Here is a 17,592-nt window from a genome sequence, read left to right as displayed (position 1 = left end):
ATTTTGTTTCGTTTTTTAGTTGTTACACGGTTTTTCTTTAATATTATTTATAGCATTAGCATTATAAGTTACTCTTGTAAAATCGTTAAAATTTTCATCAGTTTTATACATAGTTGCTCCCATATTTGCTTCATCCATAAATTGTAAAAAGGCAGCTAATACAATATTGTTATCTGTATTTGTCTTTTTTATTGATGCGTCATCATCCTCATAAAATTTCTTTTTTAATCTTTCCCATTCAGCTTTTTTATCCAACCATTCCAAAGCTAACTCAGTATTGGTAATATTTGGCGGTTCAGGATTTAAAACATAATTAAAGGCTTCCAAAAACCGTGCCTTATTATTTATAGTTAGTGCATAGTGTGTTCCTTTTCCTGTCGATAAAAAGGTAACAAATTTTCTATGGTCTAAATAGTCATTGTTTAAAAGTTCTGCAATACCTACTAAATCATCAATAGTAAATACCGAATATGTGTCACCCTCTAGTGTGGTAGTAGTTTCGTAATGATAGTGCGCAAAGGCTTCATAATCTTCACTTGGGTTATCTAACAATCTAACTTCTGGTTCGCCAGGTGTACCTTGATCTGTAATTATAATTGGTTCGTTTTCAAACTTACTTATTGATTTTTCGTAATCTATATTGGTTTGATCATTAAGACTTAATAGAAAAGTTTTAAAATTTGGATTATTATCTAGGAAATTATTAATTTTCCTGCATTCTCTTTTATTACCAAAATCATCTAAAGGCACAATTACCACATCTTCTTCCTCTTCTTCAGTTGTGTCAGTATCTCCAGTATTACCATTTCCACCAGTAGTTGTGTCGTTTGGATTGTAATCTTCACTACTTGTAGTTCCGCCATTGGAATCTGGACAACCTTGGTCTACCCAACCACCACCAGTACAATTAATGCTAGGTCCGCCAGGTTTATTAAGGTATGCGCATTCCAGCCATTCTCCTTTTCCAATGATATGTTTTCCAGTACCAATACAAGGAGTATCTACACAAACAGGATCTTCATATTCAACTATGGAGGCACAACTTCCTCTACTGTATATTAAACTATTATCATCAATGGTTTGTATTGTTGCATTTTCAATATCATATTCAAATTCGAAAGAGTCCAGTAATGTATATGTTACTAAATATTGTACTGATGTAGTATCGTTGTAAATAGTATAAACGTAATTCTCTAAAATAGCTTGATTATTACTACCTCTTTCAACAATAAATGTATAACTTTTATAAGTAGCTGTTTCAATTTGTTGTATTAAAGTGGTGTCTATACTAAACCCATATTCATTAGAATAAATAGTACGAGAAGAATAATTGTTTCTGCTTTTATCTTTAACAAACTTATTTAAAATCGTTTTTAAATTGTTGTTAGTTTTTAAAAGGTTTCCACCATTAGTAACTGTTGCTTTTAGGTTAGGTGGTTTTTTAGATGTTTCTAGGTCAAACTCATTAAAATTATCTTTTTGACAATTAACGAGTAATAGAGAAATTCCAAAGAGTAGAATTCCAATTTTCAGATAGTTTTTCATTCGGTATTTTTTCATAAGTACAAACAGGTTTTTAAATTTAGTTAAAATATTGGCTGGTTAGCCTAAAAATTAACCACAATGTGCTCTTAATATCAAACGTTGCAATAACCAGTCAAGCTGGTCACAGGTGTTTTATATCATTCGTTAAACGAAGCTAGCAATTTTTAAATTTAGATACAAACCAAATTAGAAAGCTAATTTTAAGAGGTTTTAGAGGTAAAACTATTCTCTAATTTTCTTTTTACGAAGTTCAAAATTCTGACCTAAATAGACTTTACGCACCATCGTATCGTTAGCTAATTCTTCTGGCTCACCAGCTTTTAGTATGCTACCTTCAAACATTAAATAGGTTCGGTCTGTAATGGCTAAAGTTTCTTGTACGTTATGGTCTGTAATAAGAATTCCAATGTTCTTTTTAGTCAATTGCGCGATAATACGTTGGATATCTTCTACTGCAACAGGATCGACGCCTGCAAAAGGTTCATCTAATAAAATAAAATTGGGATCTGTGGCTAAAGCACGCGCAATTTCTGTACGACGACGCTCTCCACCAGACAATAAATCGCCTCTACTTTTACGTATGTGTCCTAAACTAAACTCATCGATTAGTGATTCCATTTTATGTTCCTGCTCTTTTTTGCTAAGCTTCGTCATTTGTAGAACACTCAAAATATTATCTTCAATACTTAGTTTTCTAAATACTGATGCTTCTTGTGCTAAATACCCAATTCCGTTTTGCGCACGTTTGTACATTGGGAATTTTGTAATTTCAGTATTATCCAGAAAAATGTTACCTCCATTAGGTTTTATTAATCCAACAATCATATAAAAAGAAGTAGTTTTTCCTGCTCCATTTGGTCCTAAAAGACCAACAATTTCTCCTTGGTTAACTTCCAAAGACACTCCTTTTACTACTTGTCGTCCGTTATAGGACTTCATTAAATTTTCGGCTCTAAGCTGCATATGTTTTATACTGAATGCTAAAAATAGTAAAATACTATAGACTTAAGGACTTACTATTCATTTTTATAAAAAGTTTAACCTTGCTTATTTTTTTAAGTTCACCTCTTTCTTTTTCTGATTTCTAATCACCACCTTAGAGATATAAATACTTATTTGGTATAATATAATTACAGGTATTGCAACAATAACTTGACTTGCAATGTCTGGAGGTGTAATTATTGCAGAAACTATTAAAACCACTACTAAAGCGTGTTTTCTGTAGGTTTTTAAAAACTCTGGTGTTACTAAACCAACCTTAGTTAAAAAGTAAATAATTATTGGTAACTCAAAAATTAAACCTCCAGCAACTACTACAGAACGCAGTAAAGCAATATAAGAGGATATTGTTGGATTGGCAGCAATATCGTCTCCAGGAATAAGGACATAGCCACCTAAAAAGTTAACAGATAAAGGCGCAATAATATAATAACCAAAAAGGACACCAATAAAAAACAGAAGCGAGCCACTAAAAATAAACCAACGCGAATGTTTACGTTCATTATCGTAAAGTGCAGGTTTTATAAAACGCCAAACTTCCCAAAGTATATAAGGAAAGGCAATAATAAACCCAATGGTTATAGAGGTCCAGATGTGAATGGAAAACTTATCTGCCATACCTGTAGTTATAATGGTAAATGGCATTTCCGAGACACATAAACTTTCATCCAAACCTAAAGATTTAGAAATATTACATAATATGCGATAGGTTATAAAATTTGGATCTTTAGGTCCATTAATTAAACTTCCAAACACATAGGTTTTATTTAAAAACGCAACTATTCCACCAACAAATACAGCAATAGTAATGCGTATTAAGTGCCAACGTAACGCTTCTAGATGGTCTAAAAAAGACATTTCTTTTTCCTGTACTTTCTTTTTCGCCATTATATAATACCTTCTCTAATTAAATCGTGAACATGAATAATGCCAGCATAATTCCCGTTATTTTCTACTAGCAGTTGAGAGATTCCGTAGGTTTCAATCACTTCTTTAGCATCAACAGCCATAGCATCTTCTTCAATACGTTTTGGGCTTTTGCTCATAATATCTTTAGCAGTTAAGCCTTTAAAATCATCAACTTTTACTAGCATTCTACGTAAATCGCCATCTGTAATAATTCCAACAACTTTGTTATGTTCTACAACTGCAGTCACACCTAGCATCTTTTCAGAAATTTCAATAATTACCTCTTTAATACTAGTGTCTGGAGCTACTTGTGGCTTCATATTTACCGACGACATATCGTGAACTCTTAAATATAATTTTTTTCCTAAAGCGCCTCCAGGATGATACTTTGCAAAATCCTTGCTCGAAAATCCACGCAGTTCTAACAAACAAACAGCAAGCGCATCGCCAATAACTAGTTGTGCAGTTGTACTTGTAGTTGGTGCTAAGTTATTTGGGCAAGCTTCCTTTTCAACAAAAGTATTTAAAACATAATCGGCTTGTTTGCCTAAAAACGAATCGATATTACCTGTTATAGCAATCATTTTATTATTTGCGTTTTTAATAAGCGGAACCAATACTTTTATTTCTGGAGTGTTTCCGCTTTTAGAAATACACATTACCACATCGTCTTCCAATATTAACCCTAAATCGCCATGTATAGCATCTGCAGCATGCATAAATATAGAAGGTGTGCCTGTAGAATTTAAAGTCGCTACAATTTTATTAGCGATTATAGCGCTTTTTCCAATACCTGTAATGACCAATCTACCCTTAGATTTATAGATAAGTTGTACAGCTTCAGCAAAATCGGAGGTTATAAAACCCGATAAATTTAAAATCGATTGTCCTTCTAAAGCGATGGTTTTTTTTGCTGTTTCAAGTATAGAATCTAATGTGTTCAAAACTTATGTTTTTTAGAGTTGATATGTTCTAAAATATTTTACTATCTTTAAACTATATCAAAATGCTATTGTTTGATTAAAATATAATTGCTACAAAGCTAGCGAAAAATTAAAAAGGAAGTTTTAAATTCACAATGAAATATTATAGTAATATTTTAAATTAACCTGCGTTTAAAACAACATAAAAAATATACTTTTGGGAGATATAGTGAAAGCTGATATTCATGCTGAATTAAAAAAATATTTCGGATTCAGCCAATTTAAAGGACTACAAGAACCAGTTATTAAAAGCATTTTAGCAAAAGACAATACATTTGTCATTATGCCAACAGGAGGTGGAAAATCCTTATGTTACCAATTACCTGCACTTATGCAAGAAGGTACAGCAATAGTTGTATCGCCTTTAATTGCATTAATGAAAAATCAGGTAGATGCTATTAGAGGCCTCTCTAATACAGAAGGTATTGCTCACGTGCTCAACTCGTCTTTAAACAAAACCGAAATTAAAAAAGTTAAACAAGATATTGTTGATGGTGTAACCAAGTTGCTTTACGTCGCTCCAGAATCCTTAACTAAAGAAGAGAATGTGGAGTTTTTAAGAACAGTAACTATCTCTTTTTTAGCAGTGGACGAAGCTCATTGTATTAGTGAATGGGGACACGATTTTAGACCAGAATACAGAAATTTAAGACACATATTAAAACGTATTGGAGACAATATTCCAATTATAGGTCTTACTGCAACTGCCACACCAAAAGTACAGGAAGATATACTTAAAAACTTAGGAATTACTGATGCTACAACCTTTAAAGCGTCTTTTAATAGACCAAATTTATACTACGAAATACGTCCAAAAACAAAATCTGTAGATGCAGATATTATTCGTTTTATTAAACAGAATGATGGAAAATCTGGTATTGTATATTGTTTAAGTAGAAAACGCGTTGAAGAATTATCGCAAGTTCTACAAGTAAACGGAGTAAATGCAGTGCCTTATCATGCTGGTTTAGATGCCAAAACACGAGTGAAACATCAAGATATGTTTTTAATGGAAGATGCAGATGTTGTTGTCGCTACCATTGCTTTTGGTATGGGAATTGACAAACCAGATGTACGTTTTGTAATCCACCATGACATTCCAAAAAGTATAGAAAGTTATTACCAGGAAACTGGTCGCGCAGGACGCGATGGAGGCGAAGGTCATTGTTTAGCATTCTACGCGTATAAAGATATCGAAAAGTTAGAAAAATTTATGTCTGGTAAACCTGTTGCAGAGCAGGAAATAGGTAATGCATTATTGCAAGAAGTGGTTGCTTTTGCCGAAACGTCTATATCACGACGCAAATTTATACTGCATTATTTTGGTGAAGAGTTTGATAACGAGACAGGAGAAGGTGGAGATATGGACGATAATATGCGCCATCCAAAACCACAACACGAAGCTCAAAACGAAGCCAAACTGGTTTTAGAAACGGTTAAAAAAACCAACGATAAGTACAAGTCTAAAGATTTGGTAAATGTAATTGTTGGTAGTGCTAATGCATTAATAAAATCTCATAAAACCGACGAGCTTCCTTTTTTTGGTAAAGGGAAAGATAGAGAAAAAAGCTATTGGATGGCATTAATTCGTCAATTATTAGTGGCTGGATACTTAAGAAAAGATATTGAAACCTATGGTGTTATTAAATTAACAGACGAAGGTGCAAAATTTATTACATCGCCAAGCTCATTTATGATGACTGAAGATCATAAATTCGACGACTCGCAAGACGATAATATTATCACTGCTTCAAAAAGTGGTGGAGGATCTGTAGATGCAGCTTTAATGAGTATGCTTAAAGATTTACGTAAAAGCAACGCCAAAAAATTAGGCGTGCCTCCTTTTGTGATTTTTCAAGATCCCTCTCTAGAGGATATGGCATTAAAATATCCAATTACTTTAGACGAACTAAGTAATGTTCATGGAGTAGGAGAAGGAAAAGCCAAAAAATATGGTAAAGATTTTATAGCCTTAATAGAGCGCTATGTCGAAGATAATGATATTACAAGACCAGACGATTTAGTGGTAAAATCTACTGGAAGCAATTCTGCTTTAAAACTATATATCATTCAAAATGTAGATAGAAAATTACCTTTAGACGACATCGCATCTGCTAAAGGAATGGAAATGGCTGCATTTATAAAAGAAATGGAAGCGATTGTCTTTTCTGGTACTAAACTTAATATCGATTATTATTTACAAGATATTTTAGACGAAGACCAACAAGAAGAAATCCATGAGTATTTTATGGAATCGGAAACCGATAAAATTGACGTTGCTATTGAAGAATTTGATGGTGATTACGACGATGAAGAACTCCGTTTGTATCGTATAAAATTTATTAGTGAAGTGGCTAATTAGGTAGTGTTCAGTATTCAGTGAGCAGTGAGCAGTAAGCAGTAAGCAGTGTTCAGTAAGCAGTGTTCAGTAAGCAGTATTATTGATAATTGGTAACTGATTTGGTAACTGATAACTGATAACTGATAATTGATAACTGATAATTGATAACTGTTATTCCTCTTCTCCAGTATTATAAACAGTAAATACTATGTCTTGTTTCTTTAGTTTTAGTGTTAATTGTTTCATTGTAGAGCGTTTTAAGCCTTCAACAGCTTCTTTTTCAATTTCAAAATCAATATTAGTAACGTGTGCATTTAGTGGTTTTGCTTCATTAGATTCTAATTCTGGCATGTCAGAGTTTAGCTTTAAAGTATAATCATTCCCTTCAATAATTAATTGCGCGCCTTCCTTTGTTTTCGTTTTTAAACTTCCAATTATTGCAGTTTGTAAAAAATAATAACCACCAAGTTCGTTATATCCAGCATACATAACATTACTATTAGAAATGGCTAGAGGTTCGTTTTCGCCAGCTTCAATTATAGCAGTTACATAGTTATCGTCTTCAAGTGCTTCTTCATTATGTTTGTTACCAAATAGTTTTCCTAAAATTCCCATGCTTCATTTTTAAATATTTTCAAATCTAAACAAATTCATCTTTAAACCTAAATTCAATTATTAATTAATTGAAAAATGTATTTAAATCTTAAAGCATAATTATAGGTCACCTTGAGCGCAGTCAAAAGATTTTAATGTATAATAATAATGAGGTTTCGACTGCGCTCAACCAGACAAAGGAGTAACTTACCGAACTTTAAAAATTCAACTAATTATTAGCGAAACATAAAATCGTGACTTGTAATTCGGAAATCTCAAATCATTCCTTATCTTTGCACCTCATTAAAAAACAATACAATGCAAGACGGTTTATACGCAAAATTTAATACTAATAAAGGGACAGTTTTAGTCAATTTAGAGTTTGAAAAAACACCAGGAACAGTTGGTAACTTTGTCGCTTTAGCAGAAGGAAACATGGAAAACGATGTAAAGCCACAAGGAACGCCTTACTACGATGGATTAAAATTTCATAGAGTGATACAAGATTTTATGATTCAAGGTGGTTGTCCTCAAAGTACAGGAACAGGAAATCCTGGTTATAAGTTTGACGATGAGTTTCATCCAGAATTAAAGCACGATGGACCAGGAGTATTATCTATGGCAAACGCAGGACCTGGAACTAATGGAAGTCAGTTTTTTATCACTCACGTCGCAACAGACTGGTTAGATGGTAACCATACTGTATTTGGTAAAGTTGTTGAAGGACAAGATGTTGTAGATGCTATCGCTCAAGGTGACGAAATTGAAACTTTAGAAATTGTTAGAGTTGGCGAAGCTGCAGAACAATTTAATGCTATTGAAGCATTTAGAACTTTCGAAGGTGCACGCGAAAAAAGAATAGCTGCAGAGCGCGAAGCAAAAGCTGCTGAGTTAGACAAATATGCTGCAGGTTTTGATGCTACAGAAAGTGGATTACGCTATAAAGTGCTTCAAAAAGGAGATGGACCAAAAGCAGAAAAAGGAAAAACAGTATCTGTACACTACAAAGGCACATTAACCGATGGAACTGTATTTGATTCTTCGTACAAAAGAAACCAGCCAATTGATTTTCAATTAGGAGTAGGTCAAGTCATTTCTGGTTGGGACGAAGGGATTCAACTCCTACAAGTAGGTGACAAAGCACGTTTTGTAATACCTAGCGATTTAGGTTATGGCGCACGAGGTGCAGGAGGCGCAATTCCGCCAGATGCTACTTTAATTTTTGATGTAGAACTTATGGGAGTGCAATAAATACACTACAATTAAGTAACAAATTTATATTTAAAACGTCTCATAGTTATGAGGCGTTTTTTTATACGCAACATTTATTATTTTTGAAATACCAATCCAAACCAACCAACGCATTCACTATGAAAATTAAAAATTATCTTTCCGCACTAGTACTACTCTTAGTGTTTAATTGCTCAAAGACCAGTTATGATCAAGCTTTTATCGATCAGGTTTCTGGGAGTTATCTTTACACAGCAGATGAAACTTTAGAAGTCTATTTCGAAGACCAAAACATGTTTTTAAAATGGCGAGTTGGCGATAAAATAGAGCCTATGCACGTAGGTGACCAAACTATTTTTATAAAGGATATGAACAAGAAACTAAAATTTGTTGTCAATCCAAAAGATAAAAAACAGTATTTATCTGTAGTGCCAGAAGACGCGTCACAATCCATTGGTTACGATTATAAAAAACTAAATAAAGGTATAAAAGTGCCTAGCCAATATTTAAAAGAAAAGCAATACGATAAAGCTTTAGCTGGTTATTTAGCGATTAAAGCAGAAGATTCTACAAGTGTATTTATTAATGAACGTAGTTTTAATAAGTTTGGTTACAAATTGTTAAAAAAAGATAATTATAATGATGCTATTGCAGTATTTAAAATGAATGTTGCCTTACATCCAACAAGCTCTAATGTGTACGATAGTTTAGCTGAAGCTTACTTAAAAAGTGGAGACAGCTTACAAGCTTATACTAATTACAAAAACGTATTAGAGTATAATACTGAAAACAGAACAGCAAAACGTTTTGTTGAAGCGTACAATAAGAAATGAATATAGAACACTTAAAATATCCAATTGGTGTGTTTGATTGTCCTAAAAACATCACTAAAGCACATATCGACGCATGGATAGCTATTCTGGAAGCCTTCCCAGAGCGTTTAACCGCTTTAGTAACACCATTAAATGATGCTCAATTAAACACACCATATCGCGAAGGTGGTTGGACGATAAGACAAGTTGTACACCATTTAAGCGATAGCCACCACAATAGCTACACGCGTTTTAAATGGACAATGACAGAGGATAAGCCTGTAATTAAAGCCTACGACGAGAAGGCTTGGTCGCAACAACACGATTATAATGCACCAATAGAAAACTCGTTACTGCACTTAAAAGTAATACACGCTAAATTGGTGAATTATGTAAAGGGACTAACTCTACAGGACTTAAAACGCACGTTTATTCATCCTGATGGTAATGAAACAGTAGCTTTAAACGAAAATCTAGGCATTTATGCTTGGCATAGCGAACATCATTATGCGCATATTGAGAAGGTGTTAGAGCGTAAGGGTTGGTAGGTAATTTGGAAGGTTCGTTTAGCGTTTATGTATAAGAATAGTTGCGGGTCTGTATGCGAGGATTTTCCGAAGGAAAATCAGACGTTACAAACACGCAACGATCTTTGATTAAGCTCTAAACCGCAATTATTTTTTACGGTGTTGTAAGCAGTTTTTTATTTCAGTCTTTTTGCAATCTGATTTTCCTGCACAATAATTCCACTTTTCAAAACCATTTTCTTTTGTCCGGTTTTATAATCGGTAAAAACATCAAATTCAGGTTGACAATTTTTAATTCTAAAATTCAGTTCTTTTAATCCGCTTTTGAGTCCGTTCAGTTTCAATTCATCATAAACTTGATTTGAGCAAGATTTATTAAAAATGCACTTTCTTCTTTTAGTTTCAGGAATCAGAAACCAATATAATCCGATAATATTTAAAAGAATAAATTTCATTATTTACTAAAAACAACCATTTGTCTTGTCGTTTCATATCCTGATTTTCCACCAAAACCGAAACAACCATTGTCAGGTCCAACAAAAGTCGTAACTCCTTCAAGTCTTACGTAATTCCAGCCTTGAGAAGCGTGTTGATTGATTAATTCCTCTAATTGTTGAGCAACGTGATTCGATGTTCCTTTTTTGTGGTCGATTGACGCTACGAATGGTACTACTTTATATTCCATAATTTTCTATTTTCTTTGGTTTGGTTAAGTTACTTACAATGTACTCCTGATATCAAACGTTGTAATTTTTAATATTATTTATTAAACGAAGCTATCATTTTGTAAACATAAAACATATTTTAAATCTATGAAATACGTAGAACTACGTATATTTTTATAACTACCTTAATATCAATAGATAAAACGCTTACTTCCACTTAATACCACAACCAATACTCGGTTTTTGTGGTTTTTTATTGGTTGTGTTTTGGAGTAAGCAATCCATAGCATGTTGTAAATCGTTACCTGTAACTGGTATGTTATTTCCAGGTCTAGAATCGTCTAATTGGCCTCTGTAAGTTAGTTTTAAATTGGCATCAAAAACATAAAAATCTGGTGTGCAAGCAGCATCGTAAGCTTTGGCAATGGCTTGAGACTCGTCGTATAAATAAGGAAAAGGATAGCCAACTGTTTTAGCATGTTGCTTCATAAAATCTGGTCCATCTTGTGGATAATTAATCACATCGTTACTAGAAATAGCAATAAAACCCAACCCTTTTTTTGTGTACGTATTAGCCAACTCTACCAACTTAGAATTTACGTGGATTACAAACGGACAATGGTTACATATAAACATTATTACAGTTCCTTTGTCGCCTTTTAGCTGCTGTAAATTGAGTGTTTTTTCGGTTACTGTATCAAACAAAGAAAACTCAGAAGCCAAGGTTCCTAAAGCAAGCATATTAGATTCTGTTTTTGCCATTTGTGCTGTGTATTAGTTTCAGAGTTAAAAATAAAACCTTAATCCACTACTACCAAATTTTTAAGACTTTAGTGTTATTATTAAAATCACTATTTTGCGAAAACTATTGACAGTTATCAATTAACAGTTAACAATTATTAATTTCACCTAATACCTAATACCTAATACCTAATACCTAATGCCTAATGCCTAATACCTAACACCTAATGCCTAATACCTAATACCTAACAACTAAAGGCTAAAGCCTAAAAGCTAACAGCTTTAAAGTCAACAAAACGCTATGAAAACCACAATAACTTTCGAAGATTTTACAAAAACAGATTTACGTGTAGGTACTATTATTGATATCAACGAGTTCCCAGAGGCGAGACATCCTGCCTATCAATTGACTATAGATTTTGGAGATTTAGGTGTTAAAAAATCGTCTGCACAAATAACAACACGTTATACAAAAGCGGACTTGCTAAACAAACAAATTGTTGCTGTAGTCAACTTTCCTAAAAAACAAATAGCAACATTTATGAGCGAATGTTTAGTGTTAGGAGCAGTAAATGGTGAAGATGTTATTTTATTAAATCCTGAGCAACCTGTTAAAAATGGGAGCTGTGTTAGTTAATATGGATGAAGCTTTAGATGCTGTAAAAATTAATTTTGATGCGAGTAGTTTAACTCTTTTAAACATTGCTTTGGCTTTTGTAATGTTTGGTGTTGCGCTAGATATTACAGTTCCAGATTTTAAAAACTTATTAAAGAATCCAATACCAGTACTAACAGGAGTCGTTTCTCAATTTGTAATTTTACCAGGACTTACTTTTGTATTGGTGACTATTATACAACCACAAGCAAGTATTGCTTTAGGTATGTTTATGGTTGCTGCTTGTCCTGGCGGAAATATTTCTAATTTTATTACGCAATTAGCCAAAGGTAATGCAGCGTTATCTGTAAGTTTAACAGCAATAGCAACGCTTTTAGCTATTGTAATGACACCTTTAAATTTATATTTTTGGGGAAATTTACACCAACCTTCAGCAGTATTACTCCAAGAAATATCTATAAATACATTAGATATGATAAAATTGGTTACTTTAATTTTAGGAATTCCATTACTTGCAGGAATGTTAGTAAGGCATTACTTTAAATTCACAGCTATAAAATTAGCAAAGACATTAAAAATAGTATCGCTTGTGTTTTTTATATTGTTAGTAATTTTAGCCTTAAAAAATAATTTAGACTACTTTTTAAAGTACGTTAAATACGTATTTCTATTAGTGGTTGCACACAATATTTTAGCATTTGCTTCAGGTTACACTTTGTCTTCACTACTAAAATTGTCCTTAGCAAATAAAAAATCGATAACCATTGAAACAGGAATTCAAAATTCTGGTTTAGGCTTAATGCTTATCTTTAGTTTTTTCGATGGGTTAGGAGGTATGGCAATTCTTGCTGCTTTTTGGGGAATTTGGCACATAATATCTGGTTTAATACTAGCAAAATTATGGTCACGAAAAACATAAATTTTTACTATTGAAACAACTTTGGCTACATAGTGTAAGGGCGTACTTACGATTAGGATTGTTTTTTTATTATAAAAAAATTGAAGTTCATAATACCAAAGCTATTCCTAAAAACACACCAATTTTATTTTTAGCCAATCACCAAAATGCACTAATCGATCCGCTTTTAATTGCCACACAATCTGGAGTGTTTTCTTATTATTTAACACGTGCTGCAGTATTTAAAAAACCATTGGTAAAAAAAATACTTAACAGTTTACAAATGTTACCTGTATATAGAATAAGAGATGGTTGGAGTAATTTAAGCAATAACACATCTGTTTTTTCTACAAGTGCAACGTTGTTACACCAAAAAAATGTTGTTACTATTTTTCCTGAAGGTAGTCACAACATAAAGCGTAGTGTAAGACCTTTAAGTAAAGGATTTACACGTATAGTGTTTGAAACGCTCGAAAGCTATCCAGATACAGATTTGCATTTAATACCTATTGGTTTTAATTATAAGAAAGCTGAAGCGTTTGCAGACAGTACAGCGATTTACTTTGGAAATCCAATAGCTGCTAAAGACTATTTATTAAGAGATAAAAATGAAGCTATAAAAGCATTGAAAGAAGACGTACAGTTAGCGATTAGCGAATTAACTACACATATTCCATTAGATAATTATGAGCAAATAGAAGATAAATTAGAGCAACTACATGTTAATTATTTAAGGCCTAAAGCAGTTAATGTATGCATCCAATCTTCATTTAAAAATTGTGAATTACAGACAAAACAAAAGTCTAATAGCCTAAAAAAGCCATTAAAAGTATTGTTGCTTATTTTACTTTTCTTTCCTTATTTTATTTGGAAAAAGAGTGTTGCGCCAAAAGTGGAAGAGATTGAATTTATAGCAACCTTTAGATTCGCAGTTTCGGTTACTTTAGTGCCAATTTGGATTGTATTAATTACTGTGCTGTTAGGTTTGTTTTATAGTTGGACTGTTGGAATTGTGTATTTGTTTGCGGTTTTAGTCATTGCTTTGTTAGCTGTTAAATTATAGTAGAGTTAGATTAAGAGTTCTTGTCACTCCTACAACGTTCTGTCCAAATTACAATACATTTAGTTTCGCTTTTAGGCATAAAAAAACCGCTACTTATAAGTAACGGTTTTAAATATATGTTTAGAGTTATATTTATATATCGTCAAAATCGATATCTGTAAAACGACTTTCTGCAGCTTCAGTAGTTTCTGTAGTTGGAGTTTCAGGAGTTGCTTCAGCAGTTGGTGCTGTCGCAGTAGCTTCCGGAGTTGTTTCGTACTCTTTTTTAAAGTCTTTTTGGTGACGTTCACTAATCACTTCGTCGCCTTTTTCAGAAATAATATAATCTGTCATTTCTTTTAAAATGCTATTAAACTCAGAGAAATCCTCTTTGTATAAATAGATTTTATGTTTTTTGTAATGAAATGATCCATCATCATTAGTAAACTTTTTGCTTTCGGTAATTGTTAGGTAGTAATCGCCAGCTTTTGTGGATCTAACATCAAAAAAATAAGTTCTTCTTCCCGCTCTTAATACTTTCGAAAAAATTTCCTCTTGCTCCATCATATCATTATTATACATAATTATTTAAGTTTTTTTAGTGAATCAAAAATCTAAAAAAAATATATCTAAAACAAGATTTTAGCATAATTCTTTCAAAATGATATTCATTTTAACTTAAATTTTCATTCTCATTAAGTTGTTTTAAATACAGCTCTTTGTAGTAACCATCTGTATTTATAAGCAATTCGTGTGTGCCTTGCTGTACAATTTTTCCGTTATCTAAAATGATGATTTTTGAAGCGTTTTTAGCCGAAGAAATCCTATGACTCACAATAATCGTTGTTTTTCCTTTAGAAATAAGGTTTAAATTATTTAGTATTTTTTCTTCAGTTTCAGTATCTACTGCAGAGAGGCAATCGTCGAACAACAATATTTGAGGGTGTTTTATAATGGCTCTTGCAATGGAGACACGTTGTTTTTGTCCGCCAGAAAGCGTAATACCACGTTCGCCTAAAATGGTATCGTAACCTTTGCTAAACTCTACTATATTATCGTGGACTTGTGCGTATTTTGCGGCTTGTATCACTTCTTGATCACTTGCATCTTCCTTGCCAAATTTTATATTGTTATTAATGGTGTCCGAAAACAAAAAGGCATCTTGTGGTACATAACCAATACTATCGCGAAGGCTGTATAAATTTAAATCGCTAATGTTAGTATGGTCTATTAATAATTCGCCATTTTGGATATCGTAAAGCCTTCCTATAAGGTCTAAAATGGTTGATTTTCCAGAACCTGTTTTTCCTATAATTGCTAAAGTTTCACCTGTATTAACTTTAAAACTTACATTTTTAAGTGCTTGGATATTGGTATCATCGTAAGTAAAATCAACGTTTTTAAACTCAATACTACCTTCAATTATAGAAGGTTTAGGGTTGTTGTTTTTTATTTCAGGCTCTAATTTTAAAAAGGCATTTATTCGTTTTTGAGAGGCCTCTGCTTCCTGCACAATTGAGGTTACCCAACCAACAGTAGCAACTGGCCATGTTAACATATTTACATAAATTATAAACTCTGTAATGGTACCTAAGCTAATTTTGCCATCTATATATTGTTGGCCTCCAATATAAATAACGATGATATTACTAATACCAATAAGTAAAATCATTGCAGGAAAAAAGAAGGCTCTAATGCGCACTAAACTCAGTTGTTTTTCTTTGCTGGTAGTCGATAAATTATCGAAATCAGTATTTGTAATAGGCTCAATGCCGTAGGCTTTAATAACAGAAATGCCGCTAAACGACTCTTGTGTAAATGCCGAAAGTTTAGACATGTATTCTTGCACAACTGTACTGCGTTTATGGATTTCGGCACTAATTTTAAAAATTAAAATTGAGAGAATAGGCAGAGGTATTACAGTATATAAAGTAAGTGTTGGTGCTTGTCGGTACATAAAAAACAGTGCTACTACAAAAAGTGTAATTGTGTTTATACTATACATAATCGCAGGACCAACATACATACGTACTTTGCCAACATCTTCACTAATTCTATTCATTAAATCTCCTGTTTTATTCTTTTTATAAAAATTAAGGGAGAGTTTTTGGTATTGTTGATAGACTTCATTTTTTAAATCGTACTCAATAAAACGAGACACATTTATAATGGTTTGGCGCATTAAAAAAGTTAAAATTCCAGTTATTATTGCTGTACCAACAATAAGGAGCGCGAGTTTTAAAATTTCGGCTTTGTAAATAGACTCGTCAATGTCTGGATTTTGTAATTGGTTATTTACAGCATCAATTATAGCACCAACTAATTTAGGCACAAAAACAGTAAACAATTTAGAGAGTATGGTAATAATTATACCAAGGATTAAACGTGTTTTGTATTTGTAAAAGTATTTATTGAGGTGTTGTAATTCTTTCATTAGCAATAACGCTGTATTTTAAAAGTTTTTAACAATTTCGCATTTTAACAATAATTATGTTGCTTATACACTAATATTAAAGTAATATTGTATGCTATTTTTACAGATTTAATAATAGTTATTATCCCTAATTTAAAATATAAACGTAATGGTTTCAGAAATTATAAATTCAAACGAACTCTATAAAGTTGATCCTGTTTTTGGACAATCATCTTTCGATAATCACGAACAAATTGTTTTTTGCAACGACAAAGATACAGGATTAAAAGCAATAATAGGTATCCATAATACGGTTTTAGGACCAGCACTTGGAGGTACCAGAATGTGGAATTACACCAACGAATGGGAAGCACTAAACGATGTACTAAGACTATCTCGCGGAATGACTTTTAAATCTGCAATTACAGGATTAAATCTTGGAGGCGGAAAAGCCGTTATTATTGGAGATGCTAAAACCCAAAAAACACCAGAACTTATGAAAAAGTTTGGTGAGTTTGTACACTCTTTAAGCGGAAAATATATTACTGCAGAAGATGTTGGGATGGAAACAGCAGATATGGATTTAGTACGCGAAGTTACACCTTATGTTACAGGGATTTCTGAAAGCAAAGGAGGAGCAGGAAACCCTTCGCCAATAACAGCTTATGGAGTTTTTATGGGAATGAAAGCTGCTGCAAAACACAAATTTGGAAGCGATATTTTAGAAGACAGAACAGTACTTGTACAAGGTATAGGTCATGTTGGAGAAGCACTAGTTGAGCATCTTACCAATGAAGGTGCAAATGTAATTATTGCAGATATTAGCCAAGAACGACTAGAAGCCGTAAAAGCTAAATATAATGTTACAATATATGGAGGCAGTGATTTGTACTCAGAAGCTGTAGATATTTACGCACCTTGTGCTTTAGGAGCAACTATAAACGATGATACCATTAATAAAATCCAAGCAAAAATTATTGCAGGAGCTGCCAATAACCAGTTAGAAGATGAAAGTAAACATGGTAGAATCCTTAAAGATAAAGGAATTGTATATGCACCAGACTTTTTAATTAATGCTGGCGGAATTATTAATGTTTATGCCGAATTAGAAGGTTATGGTAAAACAGAAATCATGCGTAAAACAGAAAACATTTACAATACAACTTTAGAGATTTTTAAAAATTCTGAAGCAAATGGAACTACCTCGCACGAAGCTGCGCTTAACATTGCTAAAAACAGAATCGAAACCCGTAGAAAAGAAAATATAAAATAATAGG

General features: G+C 32.7%; 18 protein-coding genes. 8 read left to right on the top strand and 10 right to left on the bottom strand.

Annotation, left to right across the window (positions count from 1 at the left end):
- Positions 1 to 15 precede the first annotated feature (15 nt).
- The 4 genes from ACVC5O_RS16175 to ACVC5O_RS16160 form a co-directional block, all read right to left on the bottom strand.
- The gene (locus ACVC5O_RS16175; protein WP_452222515.1) at positions 16 to 1,560 is read right to left on the bottom strand and encodes a hypothetical protein; all 1,545 of its coding nucleotides are present in this window, start codon (positions 1,558 to 1,560) and stop codon (positions 16 to 18) included.
- 207 nt (positions 1,561 to 1,767) lie between these two features.
- Positions 1,768 to 2,508 (bottom strand): LPS export ABC transporter ATP-binding protein, encoded by a 741-nt coding sequence (gene lptB / locus ACVC5O_RS16170; protein ID WP_452222514.1) that lies wholly within the window; start codon positions 2,506 to 2,508, stop codon positions 1,768 to 1,770.
- Positions 2,509 to 2,592: 84 nt separating this feature from the next.
- Complete coding sequence (gene tatC / locus ACVC5O_RS16165) at positions 2,593 to 3,432, bottom strand: twin-arginine translocase subunit TatC (RefSeq protein ID WP_452222513.1); 840 nt, start codon at positions 3,430 to 3,432, stop codon at positions 2,593 to 2,595.
- Positions 3,432 to 4,397 (bottom strand): KpsF/GutQ family sugar-phosphate isomerase, encoded by a 966-nt coding sequence (locus ACVC5O_RS16160; protein WP_452222512.1) that lies wholly within the window; start codon positions 4,395 to 4,397, stop codon positions 3,432 to 3,434. The genes tatC and ACVC5O_RS16160 overlap by 1 nt, the downstream gene beginning before the upstream one ends.
- Before the next feature lie 196 nt (positions 4,398 to 4,593).
- Here ACVC5O_RS16160 and recQ point away from each other — a divergent pair, with 196 nt between their 5' ends.
- Positions 4,594 to 6,798 (top strand): DNA helicase RecQ, encoded by a 2,205-nt coding sequence (gene recQ, locus ACVC5O_RS16155; RefSeq protein WP_452222511.1) that lies wholly within the window; start codon positions 4,594 to 4,596, stop codon positions 6,796 to 6,798.
- Between the two features lie 150 nt (positions 6,799 to 6,948).
- Here recQ and ACVC5O_RS16150 read toward each other — a convergent pair whose 3' ends face one another.
- Positions 6,949 to 7,392: a hypothetical protein gene (locus ACVC5O_RS16150; protein WP_452222510.1), complete on the bottom strand. Its 444-nt coding sequence runs from the start codon at positions 7,390 to 7,392 to the stop codon at positions 6,949 to 6,951.
- 297 nt (positions 7,393 to 7,689) lie between these two features.
- Between ACVC5O_RS16150 and ACVC5O_RS16145 the strand changes: the two genes are divergently transcribed.
- From ACVC5O_RS16145 to ACVC5O_RS16135, 3 genes are all read left to right on the top strand, one after another.
- The gene (locus tag ACVC5O_RS16145) at positions 7,690 to 8,622 is read left to right on the top strand and encodes a peptidylprolyl isomerase (RefSeq protein WP_452222509.1); all 933 of its coding nucleotides are present in this window, start codon (positions 7,690 to 7,692) and stop codon (positions 8,620 to 8,622) included.
- Positions 8,623 to 8,741: 119 nt separating this feature from the next.
- Positions 8,742 to 9,434, top strand: a complete 693-nt coding sequence (locus ACVC5O_RS16140; RefSeq protein ID WP_452222508.1) for a tetratricopeptide repeat protein — start codon at positions 8,742 to 8,744, stop codon at positions 9,432 to 9,434.
- Entirely contained in the window at positions 9,431 to 9,961 is a 531-nt protein-coding gene (locus ACVC5O_RS16135) for a YfiT family bacillithiol transferase (protein WP_452222507.1), read from the top strand. Before ACVC5O_RS16140 ends, ACVC5O_RS16135 begins: the two co-directional genes overlap by 4 nt.
- 155 nt (positions 9,962 to 10,116) lie before the next feature.
- On the opposite strand, the gene yidD is transcribed toward ACVC5O_RS16135, so the two are convergent.
- The 3 genes from yidD to ACVC5O_RS16120 all read right to left on the bottom strand — a co-directional run bounded on the left by yidD (position 10,117) and on the right by ACVC5O_RS16120 (position 11,367).
- Positions 10,117 to 10,395, bottom strand: a complete 279-nt coding sequence (gene yidD / locus ACVC5O_RS16130) for a membrane protein insertion efficiency factor YidD (RefSeq protein ID WP_452222506.1) — start codon at positions 10,393 to 10,395, stop codon at positions 10,117 to 10,119.
- Positions 10,395 to 10,625 carry a hypothetical protein gene (locus tag ACVC5O_RS16125; RefSeq protein ID WP_452222505.1) on the bottom strand — a complete coding sequence of 77 codons (231 nt, stop codon included), beginning with the start codon at positions 10,623 to 10,625 and terminating at the stop codon, positions 10,395 to 10,397. The genes yidD and ACVC5O_RS16125 overlap by 1 nt, the downstream gene beginning before the upstream one ends.
- A gap of 187 nt (positions 10,626 to 10,812) precedes the next feature.
- Positions 10,813 to 11,367, bottom strand: coding sequence for a thioredoxin family protein (locus ACVC5O_RS16120; RefSeq protein ID WP_452222504.1), 555 nt, complete (start codon positions 11,365 to 11,367; stop codon positions 10,813 to 10,815).
- A gap of 280 nt (positions 11,368 to 11,647) precedes the next feature.
- On the opposite strand from ACVC5O_RS16120, the gene ACVC5O_RS16115 reads away from it, so the two are divergent.
- Genes ACVC5O_RS16115 through ACVC5O_RS16105 form a run of 3 tightly spaced genes read left to right on the top strand, consistent with a single transcriptional unit; the run spans position 11,648 to position 13,923 of the window.
- Positions 11,648 to 11,983, top strand: coding sequence for a tRNA-binding protein (locus ACVC5O_RS16115; RefSeq protein WP_452222503.1), 336 nt, complete (start codon positions 11,648 to 11,650; stop codon positions 11,981 to 11,983).
- Positions 11,964 to 12,881, top strand: a complete 918-nt coding sequence (locus ACVC5O_RS16110; protein WP_452222502.1) for a bile acid:sodium symporter family protein — start codon at positions 11,964 to 11,966, stop codon at positions 12,879 to 12,881. The genes ACVC5O_RS16115 and ACVC5O_RS16110 overlap by 20 nt, the downstream gene beginning before the upstream one ends.
- Before the next feature lie 10 nt (positions 12,882 to 12,891).
- A complete protein-coding gene (locus ACVC5O_RS16105) occupies positions 12,892 to 13,923 on the top strand; it encodes a 1-acyl-sn-glycerol-3-phosphate acyltransferase (RefSeq protein ID WP_452222501.1) in 1,032 nt (343 codons plus the stop codon).
- A gap of 132 nt (positions 13,924 to 14,055) precedes the next feature.
- Here the strand turns inward: ACVC5O_RS16105 and ACVC5O_RS16100 are convergent, their stop codons facing one another.
- Positions 14,056 to 14,484 (bottom strand): PUR family DNA/RNA-binding protein, encoded by a 429-nt coding sequence (locus ACVC5O_RS16100; RefSeq protein WP_452222500.1) that lies wholly within the window; start codon positions 14,482 to 14,484, stop codon positions 14,056 to 14,058.
- Positions 14,485 to 14,575: 91 nt separating this feature from the next.
- A complete protein-coding gene (locus ACVC5O_RS16095; protein WP_452222499.1) occupies positions 14,576 to 16,336 on the bottom strand; it encodes an ABC transporter ATP-binding protein in 1,761 nt (586 codons plus the stop codon).
- Between the two features lie 148 nt (positions 16,337 to 16,484).
- Between ACVC5O_RS16095 and ACVC5O_RS16090 the strand changes: the two genes are divergently transcribed.
- Positions 16,485 to 17,588 (top strand): Leu/Phe/Val dehydrogenase, encoded by a 1,104-nt coding sequence (locus ACVC5O_RS16090; RefSeq protein WP_452222498.1) that lies wholly within the window; start codon positions 16,485 to 16,487, stop codon positions 17,586 to 17,588.
- The last annotated feature ends 4 nt before the right edge of the window (positions 17,589 to 17,592 follow it).

The organism is Lacinutrix salivirga (genome assembly GCF_053604675.1).
This window is presented reverse-complemented; position numbering and strand designations above follow the sequence as displayed.

Coding starts and splice junctions, on each gene's coding strand:
- ACVC5O_RS16175 (WP_452222515.1), bottom strand. CDS start 1,560: ATGAAAAAATACCGAATGAAAAACTATCTGAAAATTGGAATTCTACTC.
- lptB (WP_452222514.1), bottom strand. CDS start 2,508: ATGCAGCTTAGAGCCGAAAATTTAATGAAGTCCTATAACGGACGACAA.
- tatC (WP_452222513.1), bottom strand. CDS start 3,432: ATGGCGAAAAAGAAAGTACAGGAAAAAGAAATGTCTTTTTTAGACCAT.
- ACVC5O_RS16150 (WP_452222510.1), bottom strand. CDS start 7,392: ATGGGAATTTTAGGAAAACTATTTGGTAACAAACATAATGAAGAAGCA.
- ACVC5O_RS16145 (WP_452222509.1), top strand. CDS start 7,690: ATGCAAGACGGTTTATACGCAAAATTTAATACTAATAAAGGGACAGTT.
- ACVC5O_RS16140 (WP_452222508.1), top strand. CDS start 8,742: ATGAAAATTAAAAATTATCTTTCCGCACTAGTACTACTCTTAGTGTTT.
- ACVC5O_RS16135 (WP_452222507.1), top strand. CDS start 9,431: ATGAATATAGAACACTTAAAATATCCAATTGGTGTGTTTGATTGTCCT.
- yidD (WP_452222506.1), bottom strand. CDS start 10,395: ATGAAATTTATTCTTTTAAATATTATCGGATTATATTGGTTTCTGATT.
- ACVC5O_RS16125 (WP_452222505.1), bottom strand. CDS start 10,625: ATGGAATATAAAGTAGTACCATTCGTAGCGTCAATCGACCACAAAAAA.
- ACVC5O_RS16120 (WP_452222504.1), bottom strand. CDS start 11,367: ATGGCAAAAACAGAATCTAATATGCTTGCTTTAGGAACCTTGGCTTCT.
- ACVC5O_RS16115 (WP_452222503.1), top strand. CDS start 11,648: ATGAAAACCACAATAACTTTCGAAGATTTTACAAAAACAGATTTACGT.
- ACVC5O_RS16110 (WP_452222502.1), top strand. CDS start 11,964: ATGGGAGCTGTGTTAGTTAATATGGATGAAGCTTTAGATGCTGTAAAA.
- ACVC5O_RS16100 (WP_452222500.1), bottom strand. CDS start 14,484: ATGTATAATAATGATATGATGGAGCAAGAGGAAATTTTTTCGAAAGTA.
- ACVC5O_RS16095 (WP_452222499.1), bottom strand. CDS start 16,336: ATGAAAGAATTACAACACCTCAATAAATACTTTTACAAATACAAAACA.
- ACVC5O_RS16090 (WP_452222498.1), top strand. CDS start 16,485: ATGGTTTCAGAAATTATAAATTCAAACGAACTCTATAAAGTTGATCCT.